24 protein-coding genes are annotated in these 23,808 nt (G+C 51.9%); 14 read left to right on the top strand and 10 right to left on the bottom strand.

What is annotated here, in order from left to right:
• Positions 1-12 precede the first annotated feature (12 nt).
• Genes flgG through flgL form a run of 6 tightly spaced genes read left to right on the top strand, consistent with a single transcriptional unit; the run spans position 13 to position 5,869 of the window.
• Entirely contained in the window at positions 13-795 is a 783-nt protein-coding gene (gene flgG, locus NSP04_RS07255; protein WP_257511682.1) for a flagellar basal-body rod protein FlgG, read from the top strand.
• A gap of 48 nt (positions 796-843) precedes the next feature.
• Entirely contained in the window at positions 844-1,533 is a 690-nt protein-coding gene (locus NSP04_RS07260; RefSeq protein ID WP_257511683.1) for a flagellar basal body L-ring protein FlgH, read from the top strand.
• A 12-nt stretch (positions 1,534-1,545) separates the two neighbouring features.
• Complete coding sequence (locus tag NSP04_RS07265; RefSeq protein WP_257511684.1) at positions 1,546-2,691, top strand: flagellar basal body P-ring protein FlgI; 1,146 nt, start codon at positions 1,546-1,548, stop codon at positions 2,689-2,691.
• A gap of 2 nt (positions 2,692-2,693) precedes the next feature.
• Positions 2,694-3,107 carry a rod-binding protein gene (locus NSP04_RS07270; protein WP_257511685.1) on the top strand — a complete coding sequence of 138 codons (414 nt, stop codon included), beginning with the start codon at positions 2,694-2,696 and terminating at the stop codon, positions 3,105-3,107.
• A 30-nt stretch (positions 3,108-3,137) separates the two neighbouring features.
• Positions 3,138-4,871, top strand: coding sequence for a flagellar hook-associated protein FlgK (flgK, locus tag NSP04_RS07275; RefSeq protein WP_257511686.1), 1,734 nt, complete (start codon positions 3,138-3,140; stop codon positions 4,869-4,871).
• A gap of 20 nt (positions 4,872-4,891) precedes the next feature.
• Complete coding sequence (flgL, locus tag NSP04_RS07280) at positions 4,892-5,869, top strand: flagellar hook-associated protein FlgL (RefSeq protein ID WP_257511687.1); 978 nt, start codon at positions 4,892-4,894, stop codon at positions 5,867-5,869.
• 576 nt (positions 5,870-6,445) lie between these two features.
• Here the strand turns inward: flgL and NSP04_RS07285 are convergent.
• Both NSP04_RS07285 and NSP04_RS07290 read right to left on the bottom strand, forming a co-directional pair.
• Positions 6,446-7,075, bottom strand: a complete 630-nt coding sequence (locus tag NSP04_RS07285; RefSeq protein WP_257511688.1) for a response regulator — start codon at positions 7,073-7,075, stop codon at positions 6,446-6,448.
• Positions 7,068-8,606, bottom strand: coding sequence for a hybrid sensor histidine kinase/response regulator (locus NSP04_RS07290; RefSeq protein ID WP_257511689.1), 1,539 nt, complete (start codon positions 8,604-8,606; stop codon positions 7,068-7,070). Before NSP04_RS07290 ends, NSP04_RS07285 begins: the two co-directional genes overlap by 8 nt.
• A gap of 181 nt (positions 8,607-8,787) precedes the next feature.
• Here NSP04_RS07290 and NSP04_RS07295 point away from each other — a divergent pair, with 181 nt between their 5' ends.
• The 3 genes from NSP04_RS07295 to NSP04_RS07305 are packed head-to-tail and all read left to right on the top strand — an operon-like array spanning position 8,788 to position 11,532.
• On the top strand, positions 8,788-9,780 hold the full coding sequence (locus NSP04_RS07295) for a CheR family methyltransferase (protein WP_257511690.1): 993 nt from the start codon (positions 8,788-8,790) through the stop codon (positions 9,778-9,780).
• Positions 9,777-10,376 (top strand): chemoreceptor glutamine deamidase CheD, encoded by a 600-nt coding sequence (locus NSP04_RS07300; protein ID WP_257511691.1) that lies wholly within the window; start codon positions 9,777-9,779, stop codon positions 10,374-10,376. Before NSP04_RS07295 ends, NSP04_RS07300 begins: the two co-directional genes overlap by 4 nt.
• A 10-nt stretch (positions 10,377-10,386) precedes the next feature.
• Positions 10,387-11,532 (top strand): protein-glutamate methylesterase/protein-glutamine glutaminase, encoded by a 1,146-nt coding sequence (locus NSP04_RS07305; RefSeq protein ID WP_257511692.1) that lies wholly within the window; start codon positions 10,387-10,389, stop codon positions 11,530-11,532.
• On the opposite strand, the gene NSP04_RS07310 is transcribed toward NSP04_RS07305, so the two are convergent.
• Positions 11,529-13,268, bottom strand: coding sequence for a GGDEF/EAL-containing response regulator (locus NSP04_RS07310; protein ID WP_257511693.1), 1,740 nt, complete (start codon positions 13,266-13,268; stop codon positions 11,529-11,531). The genes NSP04_RS07305 and NSP04_RS07310 overlap by 4 nt on opposite strands.
• Positions 13,269-13,370: 102 nt before the next feature.
• On the opposite strand from NSP04_RS07310, the gene greB reads away from it, so the two are divergent.
• Positions 13,371-13,928: a transcription elongation factor GreB gene (gene greB, locus NSP04_RS07315; protein WP_257511694.1), complete on the top strand. Its 558-nt coding sequence runs from the start codon at positions 13,371-13,373 to the stop codon at positions 13,926-13,928.
• A gap of 91 nt (positions 13,929-14,019) precedes the next feature.
• On the opposite strand, the gene NSP04_RS07320 is transcribed toward greB, so the two are convergent.
• From NSP04_RS07320 to gmk, 6 genes are all read right to left on the bottom strand, one after another.
• Positions 14,020-16,248: a RelA/SpoT family protein gene (locus NSP04_RS07320; protein ID WP_257511695.1), complete on the bottom strand. Its 2,229-nt coding sequence runs from the start codon at positions 16,246-16,248 to the stop codon at positions 14,020-14,022.
• A gap of 59 nt (positions 16,249-16,307) precedes the next feature.
• Positions 16,308-16,562, bottom strand: a complete 255-nt coding sequence (gene minE, locus NSP04_RS07325) for a cell division topological specificity factor MinE (protein WP_159571646.1) — start codon at positions 16,560-16,562, stop codon at positions 16,308-16,310.
• A 4-nt stretch (positions 16,563-16,566) separates the two neighbouring features.
• Positions 16,567-17,379, bottom strand: coding sequence for a septum site-determining protein MinD (gene minD, locus NSP04_RS07330; RefSeq protein WP_257511696.1), 813 nt, complete (start codon positions 17,377-17,379; stop codon positions 16,567-16,569).
• 10 nt (positions 17,380-17,389) lie between these two features.
• Positions 17,390-18,220: a septum site-determining protein MinC gene (minC, locus tag NSP04_RS07335; RefSeq protein ID WP_257511697.1), complete on the bottom strand. Its 831-nt coding sequence runs from the start codon at positions 18,218-18,220 to the stop codon at positions 17,390-17,392.
• 101 nt (positions 18,221-18,321) lie between these two features.
• Complete coding sequence (rpoZ, locus tag NSP04_RS07340) at positions 18,322-18,528, bottom strand: DNA-directed RNA polymerase subunit omega (RefSeq protein WP_008251793.1); 207 nt, start codon at positions 18,526-18,528, stop codon at positions 18,322-18,324.
• Between the two features lie 9 nt (positions 18,529-18,537).
• Positions 18,538-19,185, bottom strand: coding sequence for a guanylate kinase (gene gmk, locus NSP04_RS07345; protein WP_257511698.1), 648 nt, complete (start codon positions 19,183-19,185; stop codon positions 18,538-18,540).
• A gap of 166 nt (positions 19,186-19,351) precedes the next feature.
• On the opposite strand from gmk, the gene NSP04_RS07350 reads away from it, so the two are divergent.
• Positions 19,352-20,143: a hypothetical protein gene (locus NSP04_RS07350; protein WP_257511699.1), complete on the top strand. Its 792-nt coding sequence runs from the start codon at positions 19,352-19,354 to the stop codon at positions 20,141-20,143.
• A 7-nt stretch (positions 20,144-20,150) separates the two neighbouring features.
• Here NSP04_RS07350 and NSP04_RS07355 read toward each other — a convergent pair whose 3' ends face one another.
• Complete coding sequence (locus tag NSP04_RS07355; protein ID WP_257511700.1) at positions 20,151-21,080, bottom strand: YicC/YloC family endoribonuclease; 930 nt, start codon at positions 21,078-21,080, stop codon at positions 20,151-20,153.
• A gap of 56 nt (positions 21,081-21,136) precedes the next feature.
• Between NSP04_RS07355 and dinB the strand changes: the two genes are divergently transcribed.
• From dinB to rdgB, 3 genes are read left to right on the top strand one after another with little or no spacing between them, the layout of a single operon-like run.
• A complete protein-coding gene (gene dinB / locus NSP04_RS07360) occupies positions 21,137-22,360 on the top strand; it encodes a DNA polymerase IV (RefSeq protein ID WP_257511701.1) in 1,224 nt (407 codons plus the stop codon).
• 40 nt (positions 22,361-22,400) lie between these two features.
• The gene (rph, locus tag NSP04_RS07365; RefSeq protein ID WP_257511702.1) at positions 22,401-23,144 is read left to right on the top strand and encodes a ribonuclease PH; all 744 of its coding nucleotides are present in this window, start codon (positions 22,401-22,403) and stop codon (positions 23,142-23,144) included.
• Between the two features lie 24 nt (positions 23,145-23,168).
• Positions 23,169-23,798: an RdgB/HAM1 family non-canonical purine NTP pyrophosphatase gene (gene rdgB / locus NSP04_RS07370; RefSeq protein ID WP_257511703.1), complete on the top strand. Its 630-nt coding sequence runs from the start codon at positions 23,169-23,171 to the stop codon at positions 23,796-23,798.
• The last annotated feature ends 10 nt before the right edge of the window (positions 23,799-23,808 follow it).

Here is a 23,808-nt window from a genome sequence, read left to right on the forward strand (position 1 = left end):
AGATTACCCATCATGATGCGTTCTTTGTGGATTGCCAAAACAGGTCTGGATGCCCAGCAAACCCAGTTGGATGTGATTTCCAACAACCTGGCGAACACGGCCACCAACGGCTTTAAGCGCTCGCGTGCGGTGTTCGAGGATCTGTTGTATCAAACCCTTCGCCAGCCTGGTGCTCAAACCACCGAGCAAACACAAGTGCCTTCCGGTTTACAGATTGGTACTGGTGTAAAGCCTGTTTCCACAGTGCGTAATTTCTCGCAGGGCAACTTGCAGCAAACAGGCAATACACTGGACGTGGCCATCAATGGACAGGGTTTTTTCCAGGTCCAAATGCCCGATGGCACCACGAGCTACACCCGCGATGGCAGCATTCAGATTGATGCTAACGGCACGCTGGTCACGTCAAATGGCTACCCAATTCTTGGCCCTGTGACCATTCCGCAAGGTATTCAGGAAATTTCAATTTCCCAAGACGGTGTTGTGTCCGCCGTGGTGCAAGGTCAAGTTCAGCCACAGGAATTGGGTCAAATCCAGTTGGCAAGTTTCGTGAATCCGGCTGGCCTGTTCAGCATGGGTCAAAATCTGTATTCGGAAACAGCCGCTTCAGGCGCACCCACACAGGCAGTGGCAGGCACCAATGGTGTTGGTTTTGTTTCTCAGGGTTTTGTTGAGACATCAAACGTGAACGTGGTGGAAGAGTTGGTTGGTTTGATCCAGGCTCAGCGCGCTTACGAAATCAACTCCAAGGCCATCTCGACATCTGACCAGATGTTACAGCGCTTATCTCAGCTTTGATTTGTAAAACTTTGGGCACACTGGAGTGGTTCTAGTGGAGTGTATGGCATGAAAAGATTAGTACTAATCGGTTTAACGGCAGCGTTCTCGATAACTTTAGGGGCTTGTTCAACTTTCGCACCGAAAGTCGACATGCCTGCACAAACCACCGTGCAGCAACCGATACCGCAGCCAGCTCAGCTGGCCATGGCCGCGCCAACAGGCAGTCTGTACAGCGCCGCCACGTACCGCCCACTGTTTGAAGACCAGCGCGCCCGTTTTCTTGGCGACACGCTGACCATTCAGATTGTGGAACAAATTAACGCTGCCCAAACCAATTCCATGAGTGCCTCCCGCAGTGACTCGGCCAGCATTGATGTTCCTCTGATTCAGGGTTTTTTCGGTGGACGCGATTTGCGCGCCATCAATGGGAGCGCCAGCAGCGACAAAGATTTCTCTGGCGAAGGCTCGAGCCGTGCAGCAAATACATTGACGGGCACCGTAACTGTCACAGTGGCAAGCGTGCTGCCGAATGGCAACTTGCAAGTGGTGGGTGAAAAGCAGATTGGCACCAACCGCGAGGTTGAATATTTGAAATTCAGCGGGGTTGTAAACCCCATCACTATTCTGCCTGGCAACGTAGTGCCCAGCAACAAAGTGGCAGATGCCCGAATTGAATACCGTGGAAAGGGTGCACTTGATTCCGCGACCGCAATGGGCTGGTTGAGCCGCTTTTTCCTGACTGTTCTGCCCTTTTAAAGAGAGCGCTCCATGTTGAAAGAATTGATTTCGGAACTTACGCACAAAACGTTCAAAATCACTGTGCTTGCTCTGGTGATTGTGGGAGTCAGTGTGGTGGTTTCTCCCGCGGATGCACAGACCCGAATTCGTGATCTGGTGACTGTGTCAGGCGTGCGCGCCAACCCGGTGTATGGCTACGGCATTGTGATTGGTCTGGATGGCACGGGTGATCAAACCACCCAAACCCCTTTCACCAGTCAAAGCATTGTTTCCCTGTTACAGCAGTCAGGCATTACTTTGCCACCGGGTGCAAATCTGCAATTGAAGAATGTGGCTTCAGTCATGGTCACTGCCAGCCTGCCTGCATTTGCGCAACCCGGCCAGTCCCTTGATGTCACAGTGTCTTCAATTGGCAATGCCAAAAGCCTGCGTGGCGGCATGTTGCTGATGACCCCCTTGAAAGGCGCAGACGGCCAGGTGTACGCCTTGGCCCAAGGCCAGTTGATTGTGGGCGGAGCGGGAGCGTCTGCCGGTGGATCCAAAACAGTGATCAACCATTTGTCAGCAGGTCGAATTCCTGCAGGTGCCTTGGTGGAGCGCGAAGTTGCATCTCCATTCCTGTTGGGTGAAACCCTGCAGCTTGAACTGACCAGCACCGACTTTTCAAACGCCATTCGCGTGGCCGAGGCCATCAACAACAACATGGGACCCAATGTGGCCCAAGCGTTGGACGGCCGTACCATCAGAGTGCGCGCACCTTCCAACCCCAACGACCGCGTGGCATTTTTGTCGCGGGTTCAAGAATTGAACATTAACAAATCCATGGGCAGTGCCAAGGTGATTGTGAATGCACGCACGGGTTCGGTGGTGATGAACCAGGCCGTGATGCTTGAAAGCTGCGCGGTTGCGCATGGCAATTTGACAGTAAAAATTACATCGACCCCTGTCATTTCCCAACCCGCTCCATTCTCGCAGGGTGAAACTGTGGTGACGCAGCAATCCGACATTCAAATTTCAGAATCCGGTGGTGAATTGATTGAAATCAAAGGGGCAGCCCAGTTGTCGGATGTGGTCAAGGCGCTCAACGCCTTGGGCGCAACACCCAGCGATTTGATTTCAATCCTGCAAGCCATGCAAACCGCTGGCAGTTTAAAAGCTGAGTTGGAGGTGATTTAAACATGGCACCCTTGTCCGCCAAACCAGCCGATATGCAGCAGATGCTGTCGATCGATTCACGCAGCCTGGAAGGCTTGAAGCGTGGCGCGCGTTCAGAACGCGGCAGCGACGAATTCAATGCTGCAATCGACAAGGTGGCAGTTCAGTTTGAATCGATTTTTTTGCAGATGGCCTTGAAAAGCATGCGTGATGCGACACCCGAGGGTGGTCTGTTCACTGATTCAAGCACAAAAACCTACCAAGGTATGTATGACCAGGAATTGGTTCAGAAACTTTCAGGCAAGGGATTGGGTTTGGCCAGCGAAATTGCACGGCAGTTAAAGGCCGGCTCAGGCGTGGGTGGAGAGCAAACCATATTCCCTCCAGGTCAGATTAAAAAAGACCTGCCCTTAACTTTCCCGAAAACCGACCGTTAATTCGATCAAGACACCAAAGGATCCAGAATTATGTCTAACTCGGTCTACGGAATTGCGCTCAGCGGCCTTAATGCGGCCCGGGCAGGGCTATCCACCACATCGCACAACATTGCGAACAGCAACACCGTTGGCTTTAACCGCCAACAAGTGATTCAACAGTCGCGCCCCTCCACGGGCAGCGACATTGGCTTTATTGGTCAAGGCGTTGATATTGCCTCGGTGCAGCGCGTGTACTCGGATTTCATCAACTCGCAAGAACAAAAAGCCACCTCGGATGCCGCTTTCTTCAGCGCCAAGGCACAGCAAATTGCGCGTGTGGATGCTATGGTGGCTGACGATGTCTCCGGTTTGTCCAGCGCACTGAGTATTTTCTTTGCCGCGGCTCAAACACTCTCAACCAACCCGGCCGATTTGGCGGCGCGGCAAAACTATTTGTCTTCTTCAGAAACCCTGGCCACCCGTTTCAATGGTTTGAACACAGTGATGGACGAGTTGCGCGGAGCAACAAACCTGAAGGTTCGTGACACAGTGGAGCAGTTGAACAACGCCACATCGCAAATTGCAGCTTTGAACAATCAAATTGTGACTGCATTGAACCAAACATCCAACGGTGGTCCGCCCAACGATTTGATGGATCGCCGCGACAAGCTGATTTTGCAGTTGTCCGAGCAAGTGCAAACCACGCGTGTGGACATGGCAGACGGATCGAGCAATCTGTTCCTGGCCAATGGTCAGTCGCTGGTGGTGGGCACTACCCAGTTCAAAGTAGAAACACAGGTCGACCCACAAGACCCGCAAAACCTTTTGGTGGGTATGACCACCAATGTGAACGGTCAGCCACGGTTGTTGGCATTTGACGCAGACAGTTTGGGCAATGGCGCTTTGTCGGGTTTCCTGAGCTTTCGTGAAAACGAACTGACTGAATACCAAAATACGATCAGCCTGTTGGCGGCACGAATTGGCCAGGCGGTAAATGACATTCAAACGGCAGGCGTGGATCTGGACAACAATCCGGGCAACGCACTGTTCAGTTTCGGCAGCAGCGGCAATTTCATTGATGACATTTCCCGCGTTGTTCCCAACATCAACAACAGCACTGCTAATCCATCTGCAATCACGATTCGTGGGCTTGATTTGTCGAAGCTGAGTTCAGCCGAATATGAAGTACAAATCGTCGGCAGTCAGCCTCGTTACCGTGAAATGGGCTCAGATGGCCCCTTCATTCCTGCCAGCCTGGTGACTGACCCCGGTGGTGATTACTTTGAAATTCGCGATCCGGCGGGCGCACCCTTGCTCAGCTTTCAGCTAAACAACGCGACGCCGCAGGAAGGGGACCGTTTCGTACTGATGCCGGTGCGCGAGGCTGCGCTAAACATGCGCGTGGCAATTGACCGGCCTTCGGAAGTGGCTGCATCGTCGGCGATCAACCCAAGCATTGGTAACAACGAAAATATTTTGGCGGTGGCTGCATTGCAGAATGCGCGCACTTTGTCTCAGTCGAACAACTCCGCAGGCGTATCGATTTCCGACGGTTTTAATCAGTTGGTAAGCCGTGTGGGTAACAAGACCCGTGAATTCAATGTGGCTGCAGAGTCTCGTGAAACGGTATTGAATCAGGTGGCTGAGTCGCGTGACGCGTTGCAAGGCGTGAACATGGATGAAGAAGCCGCAAACCTGATCAAATTTCAACAGGCTTATCAGGCCTCGGGGCGAGTTATTTCATTGTCCAAAGAATTGTTTGACCAAATCCTCAGCATGTTCTGATCGGGTTTCAAGGAAAAATTATGGCAATCGGCAGAATCAGTACAAATCAGTTTTACAAGCTAAGCACTGAACGCATGAGCAAGCAACAGGGCGAACTGGTCAAGATTCAAGGTCAGTTGGCCACAGGCCAGCGTGTGTTGAAACCATCAGATGACCCGCTGGCAATGTCGGTTGCCTTGGGGGCAAAAGCTGGCGTTAAGACCATTGACAGTTACCAAAGCAATATTACGTTCATGAACAACCAGCTTGGTCAGATGGACGTGGCTTTGCAGTCGTCATCCGATGTCATGGTGTCCATCAAAGAAGCGTTCTTGCAGGCTGGTAATGCGGTGCTTAGCCCGGCCGATCGAGAAATTATTGCGCAAGACATTGAAGGCCGAATGGAAGAATTGCGTGGCATCGCCAACCGCACGGATGCCAATGGCTTTTACATGTTTTCAGGCACCTTTCAAGACCAGGAGCCCTTCCAGACACCTGGTGCAGGCGTTACAGGTACTTTTCTCGAAACTGCCACTGCAGCGGCTGGTGATGCGGTCATTGGTCGTGAAATTCAGGTCGCCAGTGGGCGCTTTGTGAATTTGAGCATTACCGGGCAAGATGCGTTTGTCGACCCAAATACCAATGAAGATGCGTTTGCCATATTGCGCGACGCGGTGGCTTTGTTACGCAACCCCGCTTATCCGAATGGTCAGGAAGGCGCTACACCGCAAGATACCTTTTTGAAAGCCTTTAACGACAAAGGCGCACAGCTGGACAGCATTTTTGACCAGGTGCAAATTTCACGCACCAAAGTGGGTGTGCGTTTGCGTGAAGTGGAAACGCTTCAGCAGATCAACCAGGCTGCTCAGTTGGAGCTTGAGCGCGTTGCTGGTGAAGCGGTGGGGCTGGACTATGCCAAGGCCATCAGCGAGCTCTCGCAGGGCCAGTTGCAGCTTCAAGCCGCACAGCAGAGCTTTGCCAGCACGTCGAAGCTGACGCTGTTCAACTTTATCGGTTGATTGTCAATTCAGCGTGGGTTAATTGCCAACCCGGCGTGGGTTGCCTATTCCGCACTGAAAACCGCTTGATCCCTTTTTGAATTCATTCTTGCTCACCTCGCTCGGCAAAACACACGGCCGAGTCTCGGTGTTGGCTAATCGCCAAACGCAGCGAATGAATCCAAACAGGGCGGTTTTCTTGAAGTGCGGAATAAGCAAACCCACTGCCGAGTTGGCTGAACCAGCATCTGCAAATCCTCACCAGCGTTGTGATTACTCGCCACTGCAGTACCAATTGCATGCGTACGTGATGAGTCTCCGGCCTGGTTACCGCCCAATCGGCAGCGGGATTCCAACCGCTTCGCCTTCAAGAAAACCTGCCCGTTTGACTCAGCGCGCTGCGTTTGCCCGAAGGGCAACACCGAAGCTCGGCTGTTACTTTTGCCGAGTTCGGTGAGTAGTGCGATGAGATCAAAAAGGGAAGTGCAGGTTTTCAGGCGAAGCGTTGGGACTCGCGCCGATTCGGACAATCAACCAGGCGAGCGATTCATCACGACTCGCGCCGATTCAGGCAATGAACCACGCGTGGGGCCGGAATCAGATCAGCCCATTTTCCAATGCATACCGCGTCAATTCCCCATTGGTTTTCATGCGCATTTTCTCGAGAATTCGTGCGCGATAAACGCTCACTGTTTTGGGGCTCAATGAAAGTTCATCCGCAATTTCGCTGAGTTTTTTACCAGATGCAATCATGCGAATCGTTTGGAATTCTCGATCGCTCAACATTGAATGCAATGGTTTGTCGGAGTCTTCAGTCAGATGGCTGGCCAATGATTCTGCTAGTTCTGGCGTAATGTACTTGCGCCCGGCAGCAATAACCTGGATGGCGTCCACCAGTTTTTCCGGGGCAGTGTTTTTGGTCAAGTAACCTGATGCGCCAGCTTTCAGGCACCGCACAGCATACTGGTCTTCAGGGTGCATCGACAGCATCAGGATTTTCAGCGCCGGGTATTTGTCTTTCAAAATTTTGACCACATCCACCCCGTTTTTACCCGGCATGGAAATATCCAGAATTGCCAAATCAACCGTGTTCGCCGTCATGGCTTTCATGATTTCAGAATACTCACCAGCCTGCGCCACCACTTGCACAAACCCTGTGTCGTCCAGCAACTGCTTCAGGCTGCCCCGAAGTAATGCGTGGTCATCTGCCAGCAGAACCTTAATCATCTCCAGCCTCACCTGTCTGAGTACATCTTGGGATGGACACCATTACCGTTGTTCCAGATCCCAGTGATCCACTGACATCAACCCAACCGTCGAATGCAGCAACTCGTTCTTGCATGCCCCTCAGGCCGAATGATGTTTCTTTTAATTTATCAGTATTCTCTATCCCGCGACCATTGTCGCGGATCTCTAAGGATAATTCATTTTCAGTGATAAACAACTCGACATCAACCCGTGTTGCATGGGCGTGCTTCACGATGTTTGTTAATGCTTCCTGCAAAATTCGGAACAAAGCCGTGCTTTGCTCTGGGTTCAAATCCAGTTCCTCTGCATTGCACTGAAACATGCCCTCGATTTGGGTGCGTTTCTGAAAATCATTCATTTGCCATTCCAATGCTGGAATCAAGCCGTAATCCAGAATCCCTGGGCGCAGGTCTTTGGCGATTCTCTGGCTGCTGGCCAACAGGTGTTCGATTAATTCCAGCATGTCATCCAGTTTTTCCTGGACGGCAATGTCTTGCGGCAAATTCTTGTTCAGCCATGCCACATCGGCTTTCAGTTTCGTCAATGAACCACCCATGTCGTCGTGAATTTCACGGGCAATTGCACCGCGTTCCTGTTCACGCCGCTTCTCGAACTCTGTCGTTACAAGGCGAAGCTCGGTTTTTGTGCGTTGCAATCGATCCTCAGCTTCCTTGCGATCAGAAATATCCAGCAACACCCCATCCCACACGAACACATTGCCACGTGGTTTTGCCACGGCATTCATGTACACCCAGCGCGACTCCTTCTTACCGTAGTTTTTAATCCGACCTTCCCAGCTGACCGGTACACCCGGGCGTTGTGGTTCCGTCAAAAGTTCATAAAGATTCGCTGCATCTTCAGCTTCAAATTGTTCAAAAAAATAGTGGGGGTTCTCAAGAAAAAGTCTGCTGGGCACACCAAACAAGCGCACAACGCCCTCACTGACAAAAGGCACGGTGGGCTTTGTCATGGCTGGCCCTGAATGCATTTGAAAAATGATGCCGGGAATGTTCTCTGCGATTGCTGCGAAGCGTCGTTCCGACTCCCTCTGGGCCTGTTCAGCCGATACCAGATTGCGCCGTTCATTGGCGGCCCTCAGCGATCTCTCAATGGCAGGGACAAGCCTCGCCATTTTGTCTTTCATCAGGTAGTCATCTGCTCCGGCACGCATGGCCTCAACGGCCACATGTTCACCAATGCTGCCAGAAACAATAATGAAGGGAATGTCCAGCCCGGAATCGCGCACCACGCGAAGTGCCTCTTCCGAGCCGAAGCCGGGCAAGTTGTGGTCCGAAATCACGACCTGCCACTCTTCATGCTCAAGGCACTTGCGCAGGTCTTCAATGCGGTCCACTCGCGTGGCCGTGTAGTTCAAGCCACCTTGCTTCAAGCGGTAGCACATCAATTCGAAATCCGAGTCGTTGTCTTCAACCACCAGCACTTTCAGCCCGCCATCTGAGAAGTTGCTGATGTCTAACAAGGACGGCGGCAATCCTTTGGAATCACTCATCGTTTGTTCACTTGTTGTTGGCCTTTTTCGTGTGCACAGGATCAAACTGAGAGATAACACCTTTTCAAGGTTTTAATCCTCGCATGATTTTTTTTAATCTTATCGGAACATAACAGGGTATAGAACTCACGTGTGTTGGGGCACCACCCAAATTGTGTGAACCCCGCTTCAAAGGCCCTGAATGAACCGACCACCTGCAAAATTTGAATTTTCCAAAGCGCAATATGCCAATGATCCTGTTGCTGGCGCAAAACACGCAGCAGCGGCGGTCAATAAAAGCCTGCTTACCGACGACAACGCGGAACGCGAATTCGAGTTCAATGACAAAGATTTTGCACGCGTGCGGGCCTTGATCTTGAAAATTGCTGGTATTTCATTGGCTCCCAGCAAACAAAGCATGGTCTACAGCCGGTTGGCTCGCAGATTGCGTGCATGCAACCACAACCGGTTTTCCTGCTATCTCGATGCATTGGAAGCAAATGCCAGCAACCCGGAGTGGGAACATTTCACCAATTCGCTAACCACCAATCTCACTTCGTTTTATCGCGAAGCGCACCATTTCGATATTCTGAAAAAGCAGTTGCAATCGCTGTCACGCAACTCCCGAATTGAATTATGGTGCAGCGCAGCGTCCACTGGAGAAGAACCTTACACCATGGCAATTACCGCCATGGAGGCATTTAACAGCATGAATCCGCCAGTCCGAATTCTGGCCACTGACATCGACACCAAAGTTATCGACCACGCCAAGAAAGGTGTGTATCGCATGGACCAGGTCGACAAAATTCCGGATGACATTCTTCGAAAGTATTTCCTGAAAGGCAAAGGTGAAAGTGAAGGCCTGATCCGCGTGCGCCCCGAGGTGCAAGCATTGTTGACATTCCGCAAGCTCAACCTGATGGACAATGTGTGGTCACTGCGGCCCGGCTTTGATGCGGTTTTTTGCAGGAATGTGATGATCTATTTCGAAAAAGACGTGCAACTACAAATTCTCAAGCGCTTCGCACCCTTGATGAACCCCAATGGCCTTTTGTACGCTGGTCATTCGGAGAACTTCGCAATGGCGCGCGATTATTTCACCTTGCGCGGTAAGACTGTGTACACAGTCAACACGGACAAGGCGGCAAAAACAGGCGCGGGCGGTGAAAGCAAGGCCCAACAGGTTCTTGCATGAGCGCCATATTGCTTAATCGCGCAGCCCCCCCAGCCACAGAGTCTCTGGTTAAGAAGATGATCATGCCTGGCGAGTATTTTGTTTCGTGGGCACCAGCAGAAATTACAACGTTGCTTGGCTCATGCGTGGCGGCATGTCTGTGGGACAGTCACCGGAAAATAGGTGGTCTGAACCATTTCATGTTGCCCGATTCACCATGCGAGGCGAACACTCTCGCAGACAAAACAAAATCGCTGCGATATGGGCTCTACGCCATGGAGGTGCTGGTCAACGACCTGCTGGCCATGGGTGCCAAACGAGAACATCTAGGTGCAAAGGTTTTTGGTGGTGCCAATATCAGTGGTTCGTTGAATTCGCAGCACATTGGTCGCCGAAACGCCGAGTTTGTTATCGATTTTTTGCTCAAAGACAAAATCAAGGTTGTTGCCTCGGATTTGGGTGGGCCGCACAGCCGTCGCATTCGTTTCAACACCCAAACCAGCGCTGTTCGCCTGGAGCGGGTGGCAAGCGCCAATTCAGCCGCCCTGCAGCAAGAAAAGCGCTACAGCGAGAAAATCAACAAAGATCCGGTCAATGGCGACATTGTATTTTTCTAGGGGCCAGTGAATGAACAAAATTAAAGTACTGGTAGTGGATGATTCCGCATTGATCCGGAACCTGATGAGCAAGATCATCAATTCACAGCGGGACATGGAAACCATCGCCACTGCCCCAGATCCTTTTATTGCGCGAGACCAAATCAAGAAATTTAATCCCGATGTCATTACCCTGGACATTGAAATGCCCAAGATGGATGGTCTTGAGTTTCTTGAAAAAATCATGCGCCTGCGCCCCACACCCGTGGTGATGGTGTCCACGCTGACCGAGCGCGGAACCGATGTAACCTTTCGAGCCCTTGAACTGGGAGCTGTAGATTTCGTGACCAAGCCCAAACTGGACATAAGCCAAGGCATGATTAATTACGCCAATGAAATTACCGACAAAATACGTGCTGCGTATGCGGCCCGATTTCGTTTGAATCGCTTGCCAGCCAAGCCTGCTTCACCGGCGCCCGCGCCCGCTTCACAAACCGATCCTGTTACCGGCATGGTAGTGCCCGCACAAGCTGTCAAATCCTTGCCCACCAACAACGCATTGGGCAATCGTTTCGCGGCCACGGAAAAACTGGTTTTGATTGGTTCGTCCACTGGTGGTACGGAGGCTATTCGCGTCATTCTTGAGCAGTTGCCCAAAGACAGCCCCGCAATTCTGATTACGCAACACATGCCCGCCGGCTTTACAAAAAGTTTCGCTGACCGCTTGAATCAGGTGTGCAACATCACCGTAAAAGAAGCTGAAAATGGCGAGCGGATACTTCCGGGACACGCTTACATCGCACCAGGTGACAAACACTTGTTGCTGGGGCGAAGTGGCGCGAATTACATCTGTCAGTTGTCGGACTCAGAACCAGTGAACAGGCACCGCCCTTCAGTCGAAGTACTTTTCAAAAGTGGACAAGACGTGTCGCCACGCAACATCGTAGGCATCATGCTCACTGGGATGGGAAAAGACGGTGCTCAAGCAATGGCAGATATGAAAAAGGCGGGTTCTTACAATATTTGTCAGGACGAGGCCAGTTCAGTGGTGTTTGGCATGCCCCGTGAGGCGATTGCACTGGGCGCCGCCGATGAAGTGGTTGCCTTGAACCAAATTGCCAAACGCTTGCTTGATTATTTGTCAAAAATTGGCGGGCGTTCAGCAGTTCGAATTTAGTGGTTCAAATTGGGTGCTGCAGTGGCTGTGTGTTGACTCAGCCATATTTGCAAGGCCGCAAGGTCCATCGGTCTGGAAAACCAATAGCCTTGTAATCGATCGCATCCCATCTGAATAAGGCTTGCACGTTGTTCGGCTGTTTCAATGCCCTCTGCGTGTACCACCATGCCCAATGCATGGGCCAAATCAATTACCGCCTTCACAATCATGTGGCTGTTTTTGTCTTCCAGCAAATCCATCACAAAACTTTTGTCAATTTTTAACACGTCGACGGGCAGTTGGCGCAAATAATTCAGCGAAGCGTAGCCCGTACCAAAGTCATCCATCGCGATTTGTGAGCCCTGAAGTTTCAGCTTTTTCAGTGCCTCCACTGTTCGAGTCATGTCGTCAATCGCGGCCGATTCGGTGACTTCAAACTCAATCCAACGAGGGTCCAGGCCCGCTTCCTGAAGTGCCTTTTGGGCCTTGTTTGGAAAATCGGGATTAAGCAATTGCCCAGCAGAACAATTTACTGCACACCACAGGGGGAAGCCTTGCTGGTGCAGCTCAAGAATGGCGCGGCTGGTCGACTCAATTACCCAGTCACCCAGGGCATCAATCAACCCAGAATCCTCAGCAACACCGATAAACTCGCAGGGCATGATCCTACCCAGTTCGGGATGTGTCCATCTAACTAGCGCTTCCAAACCACACACAAGGCCAGTTTTCAGGTCCTCTACGGGCTGAAAGTCGAGAACCAGTTCATTGCTTTCAATGCCCTTGGCCAGTCCCAATTCAATTGTTTTGCGCCGTTTGGCCAACTCATGAATTTCTGCATCCAAAACATTGAGCAGTTCAAGACTTTGTGAGTCGATGACATGCGCCACCGATTGAGCGTGCGTAACCAGTTCCGCAGCATGTTGCCCGTGCAGGCCGGGTCGTGCCAAACCCAATCGCATGTTTGGGCGCACCGCAATGTTGTCCACCATAAACACACGGTTTAGCTCGGCTTCGAAATTACATAGCGTATCTGCAAGTGAGGCACGGTCGGCAGACCAGTCAAGCTTATTGGTCAACACGACCAGAACATTGTCAGACCAACGACACAGAATGTCCTGCTTGAAGGTTTCCCTGACTCGATCCACAATTTTCTCGAGCATGTTGCGGCGAATTCGAGGGTCGACCTCTGGGCGCCGAGCCTGATTCCTCGACACATTCACGCTGAGCAGGCAAAGGTCATGTTGATTGCTGGATTTGGCGCGAAGACCGGACAGTGTTTTGACCAAGCCCTGCCGATTTAAAAATCCAGTCGCCGTATCGAAGTAGACGGCGCGTCGGTGAGCTTGCTCCAGTTGAAGTTTTTCTCGATGTAAGCGGTGCGTATGAATTTCGCGGCGAACAGCAGGAATCAAACGCTCGGGTTTGGATTTTTCAACATAGTCGCGGACGCCCTCATGCATGGCTTGAATGCCCAGTGCATCGCTGGCCAGTCCAGAGAGCAAAATCATGGGTGTATCCGGGCGCATGACCTGAACCAAGCCAATGGCTTTCTCGTGCGTCAGTTGGGGCATAGAATAATCACAGATTACCAAATCCGGTTCAATGTCTTCAAGGGTCTGTTTCAGAGTTTCTTCGCTGTGCGCATGGCGAACCACAGCACTCTGCCAAGTCTTGATAATTTGACGCTTGATCAGCAGAAAATCATCGTCGCTGTCGTCAATCACGATAATTCTTGGTGCTTCGTGGTCTGTCGTCATTGAGGGTTGTCTGGTGTTGTTGTAGGCTGGGTAATGACCAACTTCCTGTATCCTGCACACTTCTGCGCAGGCTGTCTAGTCGGGCAATTCACGAGAAAGGTCATGAACAAGGCATTCACCAAAGAAAATGATTCAGAATTCGAGGACGATGGCGCTGATGCTCAAACTGCCTTACCTCAGGGGCTGAAAAATTACATCACACCGCAGGGGTATCGACGACTGCGCGATGAGTTAACTCACCTCGTCAAAACAGAGCGACCCGAAGTGGTGGCAGTGGTTTCATGGGCGGCATCAAACGGAGATCGCTCAGAAAACGGTGATTATCTGTACGGCAAAAAGCGCTTGCGGGAAATAGATCGCCGAATTCGTTTTTTGACCAAACGCACTGAAATTGCCGAGATCGTTGACCCCAGCACACAACAAGAACTGGTCAATATTTTTTTTGGTGCCACAGTCAGCTACATCAATGGCAAAGGCGAAGAGCTCACTGTGAAAATAGTTGGTGTTGATGAAGTAGATACATCAAAAGGGCACATCAGTTGGATTTCACCAGTGGCCCGTGCTTTGCTGAAGGCGAAAGAGGGCGATGTGGTGCAGTTGATGACGCCTGCCGGGCGGGACGAGTTGGAAATTGTTGAAGTGAAGTACGTGGCGGATTGAGTTATCGCCAACTTGAAAGTTCAGCTTTGAGTCAAAAGCCGGGATTCGCGCCGATTGGGTGTTTAACCGGCGGGGACTTAAAACTCGCAGATCAGTGCGTCGTGGTGTCCGCCACCGGCAAGCGCACTTTGGCAAACGCCCGGCCTTTCACTCGTGTTACACGCTCCACATATTCCAGCCTGCGCAACGCCATCAAAATACGCGCCAAATGCACACGGTCAGTCACTTGAATGGTGAAATGCAACAACTTGCGATAAGCCGTTTCGTCGCTCATGGTCAGGTTCGTGATATTTGCACCCGCATCCGACAAGGTGGCGGCAATGGTTGCCAATGCGCCTTTCTCATTCACGGCTTGCAAATCAACGTTTACATCGAAGGGGCGGGTAATTTCTGGAGACCATTGAACGTCTGTCCATCGTTCGGGTTCTTTGCGAATTTGCTTTCGAGCGGTTTCACATTCATCGGTGTGAATAATCAGGCCAGAGCCCTTTCGCACATAGCCAATAATATTGTCGCCGGGAATGGGCAAGCAGCAAGGTGCGCGTTGAACCGACATGCCTTCGCCACCATGAATCATGATGGGTGCGCGAACTTCACCAGTGGTACCAGAAGGCGAGTCTACCCTCGCATCCGCCCGCCCCATGGCAATCAGAACACGGCGGGCAACTACTGGGGCCACGCGCCTACCTGCACCAATGTCAGCGAGCAGTTCGTCTCGTGTACTCACTTGCGAATCTTTCAGCAGGCGATCCCATACCTCATTGCTTAGGTGTTCCAGCTTAATCTGGTCTGCTTCTAGCGCCTGCTCAAGCAGCCTGCTGCCCAGGCGCACTGTTTCTTCCAGATTCATCGACTTCAAATAATGCCGAATTTCTGAACGGGCCTTGCCAGAACGCACAAATCCCAGCCACACCGGGTTGGGTCTTGAATGGGGCGCAGTAATAATTTCAACCACATCACCGCTCTTCAAAATGGTGCGCAGCGGTTCAATCACCTGATTCACACGAGCGGCCACGCAGTGGTTGCCCACGTCGGTGTGTACGGCATAGGCGAAATCAACCACAGTGGCACCGCGGGGCAGACTCATGATCTTCCCGTTGGGCGTGAAAACGTACACTGCATCAGGGAAAAGGTCCACCTTGATGTGCTCAAGGAACTCGGCGGAATCACCGGTTTGGTGTTGAATATCAAGCAAACTTTGCAACAAGCGATGGGTTTGGGTTTGAATGTTATTCAGTGCCTCGCCTTCGCCTTTGTACAACCAATGCGAGGCAACACCTTTCTCAGCCACTTGGTGCATTTCTTCAGTACGAATCTGAAATTCCACGGGCGTGCCGTAGGGGCCAAGCAAGGTGGTGTGCAGGCTTTGATAGCCGTTCAGCTTCGGGATGGCGATGTAATCCTTGAATTTGCCAGGGACGGGCTTGAACAGCTGATGCAACATACCCATGGCCATGTAGCACCCGGGCATGTCTTTCACCACCACCCGAAAACCATACACATCCAGCACTTGAGAAAAGCTCAAGCGCTTTTCTATCATTTTGCGGTAAATGCCGTACAAAGCTTTTTCACGGCCGTACACTTGGCATTCAATGTTGGCGTCGCTCAGGCATTTTTCAACCGCTTCCAGAATTTTGCCAACCACTTCGCGGCGGTTTCCCCGTGCCGCCAAAACTGCTTTCTTCAGCACATCGTGGCGCATCGGGTAAGCATGCTGAAAACTCAACTCTTGCAGTTCACGGAAAATTTCATTTAAGCCCAGTCGGTGTGCAATTGGGGCATAAATTTCGAGGGTTTCTAGTGCAATTCGGCGTTTCTTGGCGGGGCTCATAATGTCGAGCGTTCGCATATTGTGCAAACGATCAGCCAGTTTCACCAGAATGACCCGAAGGTCGCGTGCCATGGCCAGCAACATTTTTCTGAAGTTCTCGGCTTGGGCTTCTTCCCTCGAAGAAAACTCCATTTTGTCGAGCTTGGAAAGCCCATCCACCAAATCAGCAACCGAACCGCCAAAACGTTCGATCAAGTCTTCTTTGGTGGTGCCCGAATCTTCCATCACATCGTGGAGCAGGGCGGCTTGGATGGCTTGGCTGTCCAGACGCCAGCTGGCGCAAAGTTCAGCCACAGCAATCGGATGCGTTACGTAAGGCTCACCCGTGGCACGAAATTGCCCAAGGTGTGCAACGTCAGAAAACTTGTAAGCCTCGCGAACACGCCGGATCTCAGCCTCGGGCAAATAAGTCGAGGCAAGTCCAATTAGCTGTGCGATAGAGACCACATCGGGTCGGTTTGGCTCAGTTTGTAGTTCTCTGACTTGCATTGCCCCCCGCATTTTGTACAACTGTTACAACTTTGACTACGAATTTCTATTGTGCAGGCTTACTTCTGGTCCGGCAAGACGATATTGACCTCCAGCATCTCCATATTGCCTTGTTTTTGAAGGTTAAACTTGACGTCTTCTTGATCAATTTTGACGTATTTGGCAATCACTTGCATCAATTCGTCCCGCATTTGGGGCAAAAAGTCGGGTCCGTCCTGATCCACGCGCTCGCGCGCAATAATCAAAGACAGTCGTTCTTTTGCAACATTGGCGGATTTTTTCTTTTCGCCAAACAGCATGCTAAGTAGTGACATGGCCTTAACCTCCAAACAAGCGCTTCAGCAGACTTGGCTTTTCATAGTCTACAAAACGCAGCGGTTTGGTTTCGCCCAGAAAACGTGAAATACAGTCCTGATAAGCCAGGGCGGCGTCGTTTTCTTCAGCATGAATTACTGGCATGCCTTGGTTAGATGCTTGCAATACGGTTTCAGATTCAGGAATTACGCCCAAAAGTGGTACACGCAACAAGTCAGCAACGTCGGTGTAGCTGAGCATTTCGCCGTCGGCTGCACGTTTGGCAGAATAACGTGTAATCAGCAAGTGTTCCTTAACGGGCTCGCCACCGTCTTTGGCGCGTTTGCTTTTTGCTTGCAAAATACCAATGATTCGGTCGGAATCGCGAACCGACGACACTTCCGGGTTTGTCACCACGATGGCTTCATCGGCAAAGGTCAGAGCCATTACGGCGCCGCGTTCTATGCCCGCGGGGCTGTCGCAAACAATGTACTCGAAACCCATTTCGATCAGGTCTTTGATAACCTTTTCCACGCCTTCTTCGGTCAATGCGTCTTTGTCGCGGGTTTGCGAGGCAGGCAGAATCGACAACATGGGGCAGTGTTTGTCTTTGATCAGGGTTTGTTGCAGGTTGGCCTCGCCGTTGATTACATTAACCAGGTCGTACACCACGCGGCGCTCACAACCCATGATCAGGTCAAGGTTTCGCAAGCCCACATCAAAGTCGATGACCACTGTTTTGAAACCACGCAGGGCCAAGCCCGCGGAAAAACTTGCGCTGGTGGTTGTTTTACCAACGCCACCCTTACCGGATGTAACAACAATGACTCGACTCACAAATAGTCTCCTAGCGGATGTTGATGGCTTTGAGTCGCAATACTGCCGGCTCGGTGCCATGGTCAAGATGAATTAAAGTGGGTTTGGAGCGATTTTCTTCGGGAAAACCACCCTCGAAAGTTAAATAGTAACCAGCCACCGCCACCAGTTCTGCTTCAAAACAGGTGGACAGGATTCTGGCTTGTGTGTCACCTGCAGCACCTGCCAATGCACGACCGCGCAATACTCCGTAAACGTGTACATTGCCGTCGGCGATGACTTCAGCGCCTGCGGACACCTGACCCATCACGATCAAATCTGCGCCTTGGGCGTAAATTTTTTGGCCGCTGCGCACAGATTGCTCAATCACCATGCTTCGGCGGACATTGTCGAATTCGGGCACGGCAGGGTGTTGGGCTACATCAGGTGTGGATTCTGTTTCAAACAAGGGCGCCGTACCTTGCTCGATAATTGGTTCAATGATTGTGTCGGCAACAGGTACTGTTTTGGATTCTGTGGTTGACTCTGTTTCATCGCCGCCAGTTTCAAAACGCAGACCAAGTTCTTCAGCCTGGCTTTCAAGCCCTGCGCTGTGGGCGCGAATTTCAACCAAATGAACACCGGCTGCTTTTAGCACATCGAGATAGGCGCTTAAGCTGATGGAATGTTCCACTAGTTCGGTCTCTTCCCAAGCCGAAAAATCAAGCACTGCAGGCTCGGCAGAGTAAACGCCAGGCGACGGGCCGAGACGCTTTTTCAAGGCCCCAAGACTTTCTTGAAGCGGACAGGGACGCAGCGCAAATGTCACAGCTTTGATTTTGGCAAATTTGATGTCTAACGGTGCAGTGGTGGGTCTGTTCAAGGTAATCGTAGTCCGGGGTCTCTGAAGAATCAGTCAGTTTTACGAACAAAGCCCGAGCCGTGTGCCGGTCTCGGGCTTTTTTGAATGCAATGCAGCCCGATTTAAATGGGCACGCGCTTCAGCATTTCGATGCCGATTTCACCAGCTGCAATTTCACGCAGGGCGGTTACAGTGGGCTTGTCTTTGTCGGACTTTACTTTTGGTGTGTGGCCTTGAGCCAGCATGCGTGCGCGATAAGTTGCGCACAGGGCCATGTCGAAACGGTTAGGGATCTTTTTCAAGCAATCTTCAACGGTGATGCGGGCCATCTGGTGTCCTTAAAGTCCAATACTTTTGAGTTGCGCCCCGTGTCGAGCCATTTGCTGGTTGAAACGGCAACGGGAAGCGAAGACGATCGATTTCAGCTCAAGAAGAGCCTGTGTGAAATCATCGTTAAGGATAACATAATCAAAGCGTCTTGCTTGCTCAATCTCAAGCTGAGCGGCACCCATTCGCTTCAAAATCACCTCTTCAGTGTCCGTGCCCCGACCGCGCAGTCTTTTTTCCAGTTCTTCCATGCTGGGCGGCAAAATAAAGATAGACACCACGTTTTTGACTTTTCGAACCACTTGCTCGGCACCTTGCCAGTCAATTTCCAGTAACACGTCGCGGTCTATGGCCATTTGGCCTTCCACCCAAGCTTTGGATGTACCGTAATAATTGCCATGCACGTGGGCCCATTCCAGAAAGCCGTCCTGGTCGCGCAAAGCCTCAAATTCCGGCTGGGAAATGAAGTTGTAATCTTTGCCGTCTACCTCACCGGGTCGCGCTTTGCGGGTGGTGTTTGAAATGGACAGCCCCACGCCTTGCACTTCGGCCAGCAAGGCCTTCACCAGCGACGATTTCCCGGCACCCGAGGGGGCACTGACAATAAAAAGACTGCCCGAGTAACTGGGGGAATGCTGGGGTTGGTCTGGTTTGCTCATGCAACTGGTGTGGTTTGTCTCGAATGTCTGATTTTAAGGCAAAAGCCCAGCAGTTCCATACCTGAATTGCGTTGTTGGGTATTCCCGCAGAACGGGACCACTTGGAACTTCTCGGATTGCCGCATTACTCAGTGGTCCCTTGATTCAATAGAGAGCGGTGAACGTTATGCAAACTGGCCTTTGGGGTATGCAGGTGGATTATGTACGCGCAATAGAAGCTGGAGAAAGTACGTCGTACGAGCTGGAGCGAGACTGCATAGAGTCTGTGTTACCGCTGATGAGTAACGTGAATGAGCATGGCTCAGTTCGAACAATCGGCGGGCGCTGCAGCAAAATGGCCGACATGCGTTACTTCATGGTCCACTCTTTTTTCAGGCCTGGCCCAAAATTCGCGCGCATTGACCCGCGCACGGCACTTGCAGATGCAAATTGCGATCGGGCAACTGAGTTTTCACAACGCACCCTCGCACGTTTATTGGCCATGCAATTGATTGGTGCAGGTTACAACATCAAATCTGAAATACAGTTTGACCACCAAGACCCTCGATCACAAACGCTGATTGGTACGCCAGGCGGATTCAAAGGCTACGGCTTGGGCAAGGCGCTGTTGAATGGCACGGACACGCACACAAAAAAGGTCGAAAAAATCACTGCATTCATGCAGGGCGTCAGAGAGGTGTCGAGGGGTTTCCTGCGGGATCACGAGGCTAACCAGGGCGTTGAAGCCAGGCTTGGCGGGTCTGATCAACTGGCACATCGTGCACGACTGGTATTGCTGTCGGCCAGTCCACGGCGCCTTCAGGCCAACCCGGATATCGTAAAGCCCCTGGTTACTCAACTCAACGAATATGAGCGCGCGGGCATTCGAGGGTATCTGGATGCTGAAGAATGCGCCCATTTGTCAGCCGATCTAATCACCAAATTGCAAGAGGCCAAACCGGTCTTGTTGACTGAATAGGGTCGATTTATTCAATATTCTGCACTTGCTCGCGGAATTGTTCCACGAGCACTTTCAAATCGATACTGGCCTGGGTTTGAGCAATCGCGTGGGCTTTGCTGCCCAGTGTATTGGCTTCCCGGTTCAGTTCCTGGGTTACAAAGTCCAGGCGCTTGCCGATTACGCCGCCTTTTTTCAGAATGCGGCGCACCTCAGTAAAGTGAGTTTGCAAGCGCTCCACTTCTTCTTTCACGTCAATGCGAACGCTGTGCAAGGCCACCTCATGCTTGATACGTTCTTCAAGATCGTCAACGGTAAGGTGGCTGGCTTTGTCGGCAATTATTTTGTCAAACGCTTCGGTCATTCGCTCACGAATTTTGCTTTCATAGTGCGCCAGAAATTGCGGCAACATGGGCAGCAGGCTGTTCACAATCGCTTCCATTCCATCCACTTTCTCAAGCAGCACGGCGGCCAATCCCGAACCCTCGCGCTCGCGGCTTTGCTTCATTGTGTCAATGGCCTGGTCGCAAAGGTTTGAAATTATTTCCTGAAGCTCTTCACCGCTCAGGCTGTTGTCTTCCACCACGCCGGGCCAGTTCAGCACCTCGGTAATTCGAAAGCCATTGGCTTTGGGCAAAGCGCTTTGAATACTGGCTTCCAGCGCGGCCAGTTGCTTGACCTGTTCAAGGTCTACTTTCGGTATGCGTTTTTCGCCTTCTGCACGGCCCCAGGAAATACGGCATTCCACCTTGCCTCGGCTAAGGGCATTCATCAGCTTTTCGCGGATCAGGGGTTCAACTGTGCGCAGGTCATCGGCCATGCGAAAGTTCAGGTCCAGAAAGCGGGAATTCACGCTGCGCAGTTCCATGCTCAAGTTGCCCGCCCGGGTGTTGCTTTGGGCGTTGGCAAAGCCTGTCATGCTGTGTACTGCAGCGGTGTTTTTACTGTCCTTGCTCATTTGCGGCCTGTGCGTGTGTGTCGATCGTGCATGGATTGTAAACTCTGTGCTGTTGCATGTTTTCTGTGGGGGCGTTTTTGGCGGGTCGAATCATTGCGCACTTGGACATGGACGCCTTTTACGCCAACGCGGAACTGGTGCGCAACCCAGCGTTGAAAGGTTTGCCGGTGGCGGTGGGCGGCCGCCGTGGTGTGCAGCCATTGCCCGGCCAGCAATTCCCAACCCTTGCCCAGTATCAGGGCCGCGGGGTACTCACCACCGCAAACTACGAAGCCCGCGCACTGGGTCTTCATTCCGCCATGCCCACCATGAAAGCTGCCAAACTGGCCCCGAATGCCATTTTGCTGCCTGCTGACTTTGAGTGGTACAAAACCCTCTCGCGCCAATTCAAGGCTGCTGTTGGGGAATTGGCACCCAATGTAGAAGACCGCGGTATTGATGAAATTTACATCGATTTGACAGAAGAAACTGACGGTGATTTTGAAGCTGCCATTGATCTGGCCAGGCGCATGAAAGCTGCCGTTACGCACGCCACTGGCGGCATGACGTGTTCCGTGGGTTTGTCGGAAAACAAGCTGACTTCAAAAATAGCGTCAGACCTGCAAAAGCCCAATGGCCTTAGCGTGGTGCGGCCCGCACAGTTTCAGGAAATCATTTGGCCTTTGAGGGTCGGAAAAATTAATGGAGTAGGGCCCAAGGCACAGGAAAAACTGAAGTTGATGGGCGTTCAAACCATTGCTGAGCTGGCTGCGCAACCGGTTGATTTGCTGCGTGAAAGATTTGGCGAAAGCTACGGGTTGTGGATGCATGAAAGTGCCCATGGCATTGACCGGCGTGAAGTGACCTTGTATTCCGAACCCAAAAGCATCAGCCGGGAAACCACTTTTGAGCACGACATGCATGTGCGTCGGCACCGCGACAATTTAACCCAAGTGCTTTTGCAGTTGGCCGACAAGCTGTCGCAAGACTTGGCCCGAAAGCAGCGTCTGGCCAAAACAATAGGTGTGAAAGTTCGTTTTTCAGATTTCAAATCGCTAACCCGCGATACTACCCCTGGCGAATTCGTCGCCAATGCAGATGAGATTGTGCAGGCTGCCCGTGCCTGCCTTAAAAAAGTGGCTTTTGACGAAAAGGGGGTTCATTCAACCATTCGCTTGTTGGGCATCAAAGCCAGCCATTTGATTACACCCGCCGACGCAGCAATCGAACAGGCTGCCCGTGAAACCCGCAATGCCAAAGGGCAGGCGCAGTTGTTTCTCGACCTGGAAGATGCGCCATAATGCCCGCAACACAAATCGATATGCACTGGAGAGTTTTTACATGAGCAATACCCCCAACACAGCAGGCGCACGACCCGATGGCCGCAACCCCAAAGCCTTACGAAAAATCAGCCTTGAACGCAATTACACCAAACATGCGGAAGGGTCAGTCATGGTTCGGTTTGGCGACACTCATGTGCTGTGCACTTGCAGTGTGGAAGACAAGGTACCTGGCTTTCTGAAGGGCCAGAACCAAGGTTGGTTGACCGCTGAATATGGCATGTTGCCCCGTTCCACACATTCCCGCATGGACCGTGAAGCCGCGCGTGGCAAGCAAAGCGGGCGCACACAGGAAATTCAGCGGCTAATTGGTCGTGCATTGCGCGCTGCCGTCGATTTGAATAAGTTGGGTGAACGCACCCTGAAAATTGATTGTGATGTGATTCAGGCCGATGGCGGTACGCGCACTGCTTCCATCACAGGGGCCATGGTGGCCGTTGCCGACGCAATTGGCAAATTGGTGGCCAGCGGTGCCTTGGCCGAAAGTCCGATCAAGCAGTTTGTGGCTGCCGTGTCCGTGGGTGTGGTGAATGGTCAGGTTGTGCTTGACTTGAATTATGACGAAGACTCCACCTGTGAAACTGACTTGAATGTGGTGATGACCGAGAAAGGCGGGTTTGTAGAAGTGCAGGGCACAGCCGAAGGCGAAGCCTTTAGCCGCGATGAATTGAATGGCATGCTGGATTCCGCAGCAGCCGGTATTGGCGAACTGGTTCGCTTGCAGAAAACTGCGCTGCAAGCATAAGGAAAAGAGTTGGAAAATAAGGCAATGGCATTGAGCAACGAATGGGTACTGGCCAGCGGCAACAAAGGCAAGCTGCGCGAATTTCAGGATTTGTTCTCGCCTTGGGGTGTGAATTGGGTGGCCCAAGGTGAGTTGGGTGTGCCCGACGCGGAGGAGCCCTTTCACACCTTTGTGGAAAATGCGCTAACGAAAGCCCGGTACGCCAGCCGCCTTACAGGCCGCCCGGCCTTGGCCGATGATTCCGGCCTTTGCGTACCTGCAATTGGGGACGCGCCCGGTGTGTTGTCGGCCCGGTATGCCACCTTGTTTGGACAGGATAAAAGCGACGCGAACAACAATGCATGCTTGGTTGAAAAACTGAAAAGTGTTGATGATCGCCGCGCTTACTTTGTGTGTGCCATGGTCTGGGTGGCTCACGCTGACGACCCCACGCCAACCATCGCCCAAAAAATGTGGTGGGGAGAAGTGATCGATTCCGCTCAAGGTGAACATGGCTTTGGCTACGACCCTCATTTTTGGCTTCCTGAACACCAGTGCACGGCGGCTCAAATGCCCAAAGAACAGAAGAATCAATTCAGCCACCGGGCGCAGGCCACGCAAGCTTTGTTGCTTGAGTTGCAACAGCGTTTGGGTTTGACTAAAACAGGAAGTTAAGTGGAACAAA

Source organism: Limnobacter parvus (assembly GCF_024623725.1).
Lineage (GTDB): Bacteria > Pseudomonadota > Gammaproteobacteria > Burkholderiales > Burkholderiaceae_B > Limnobacter > Limnobacter parvus.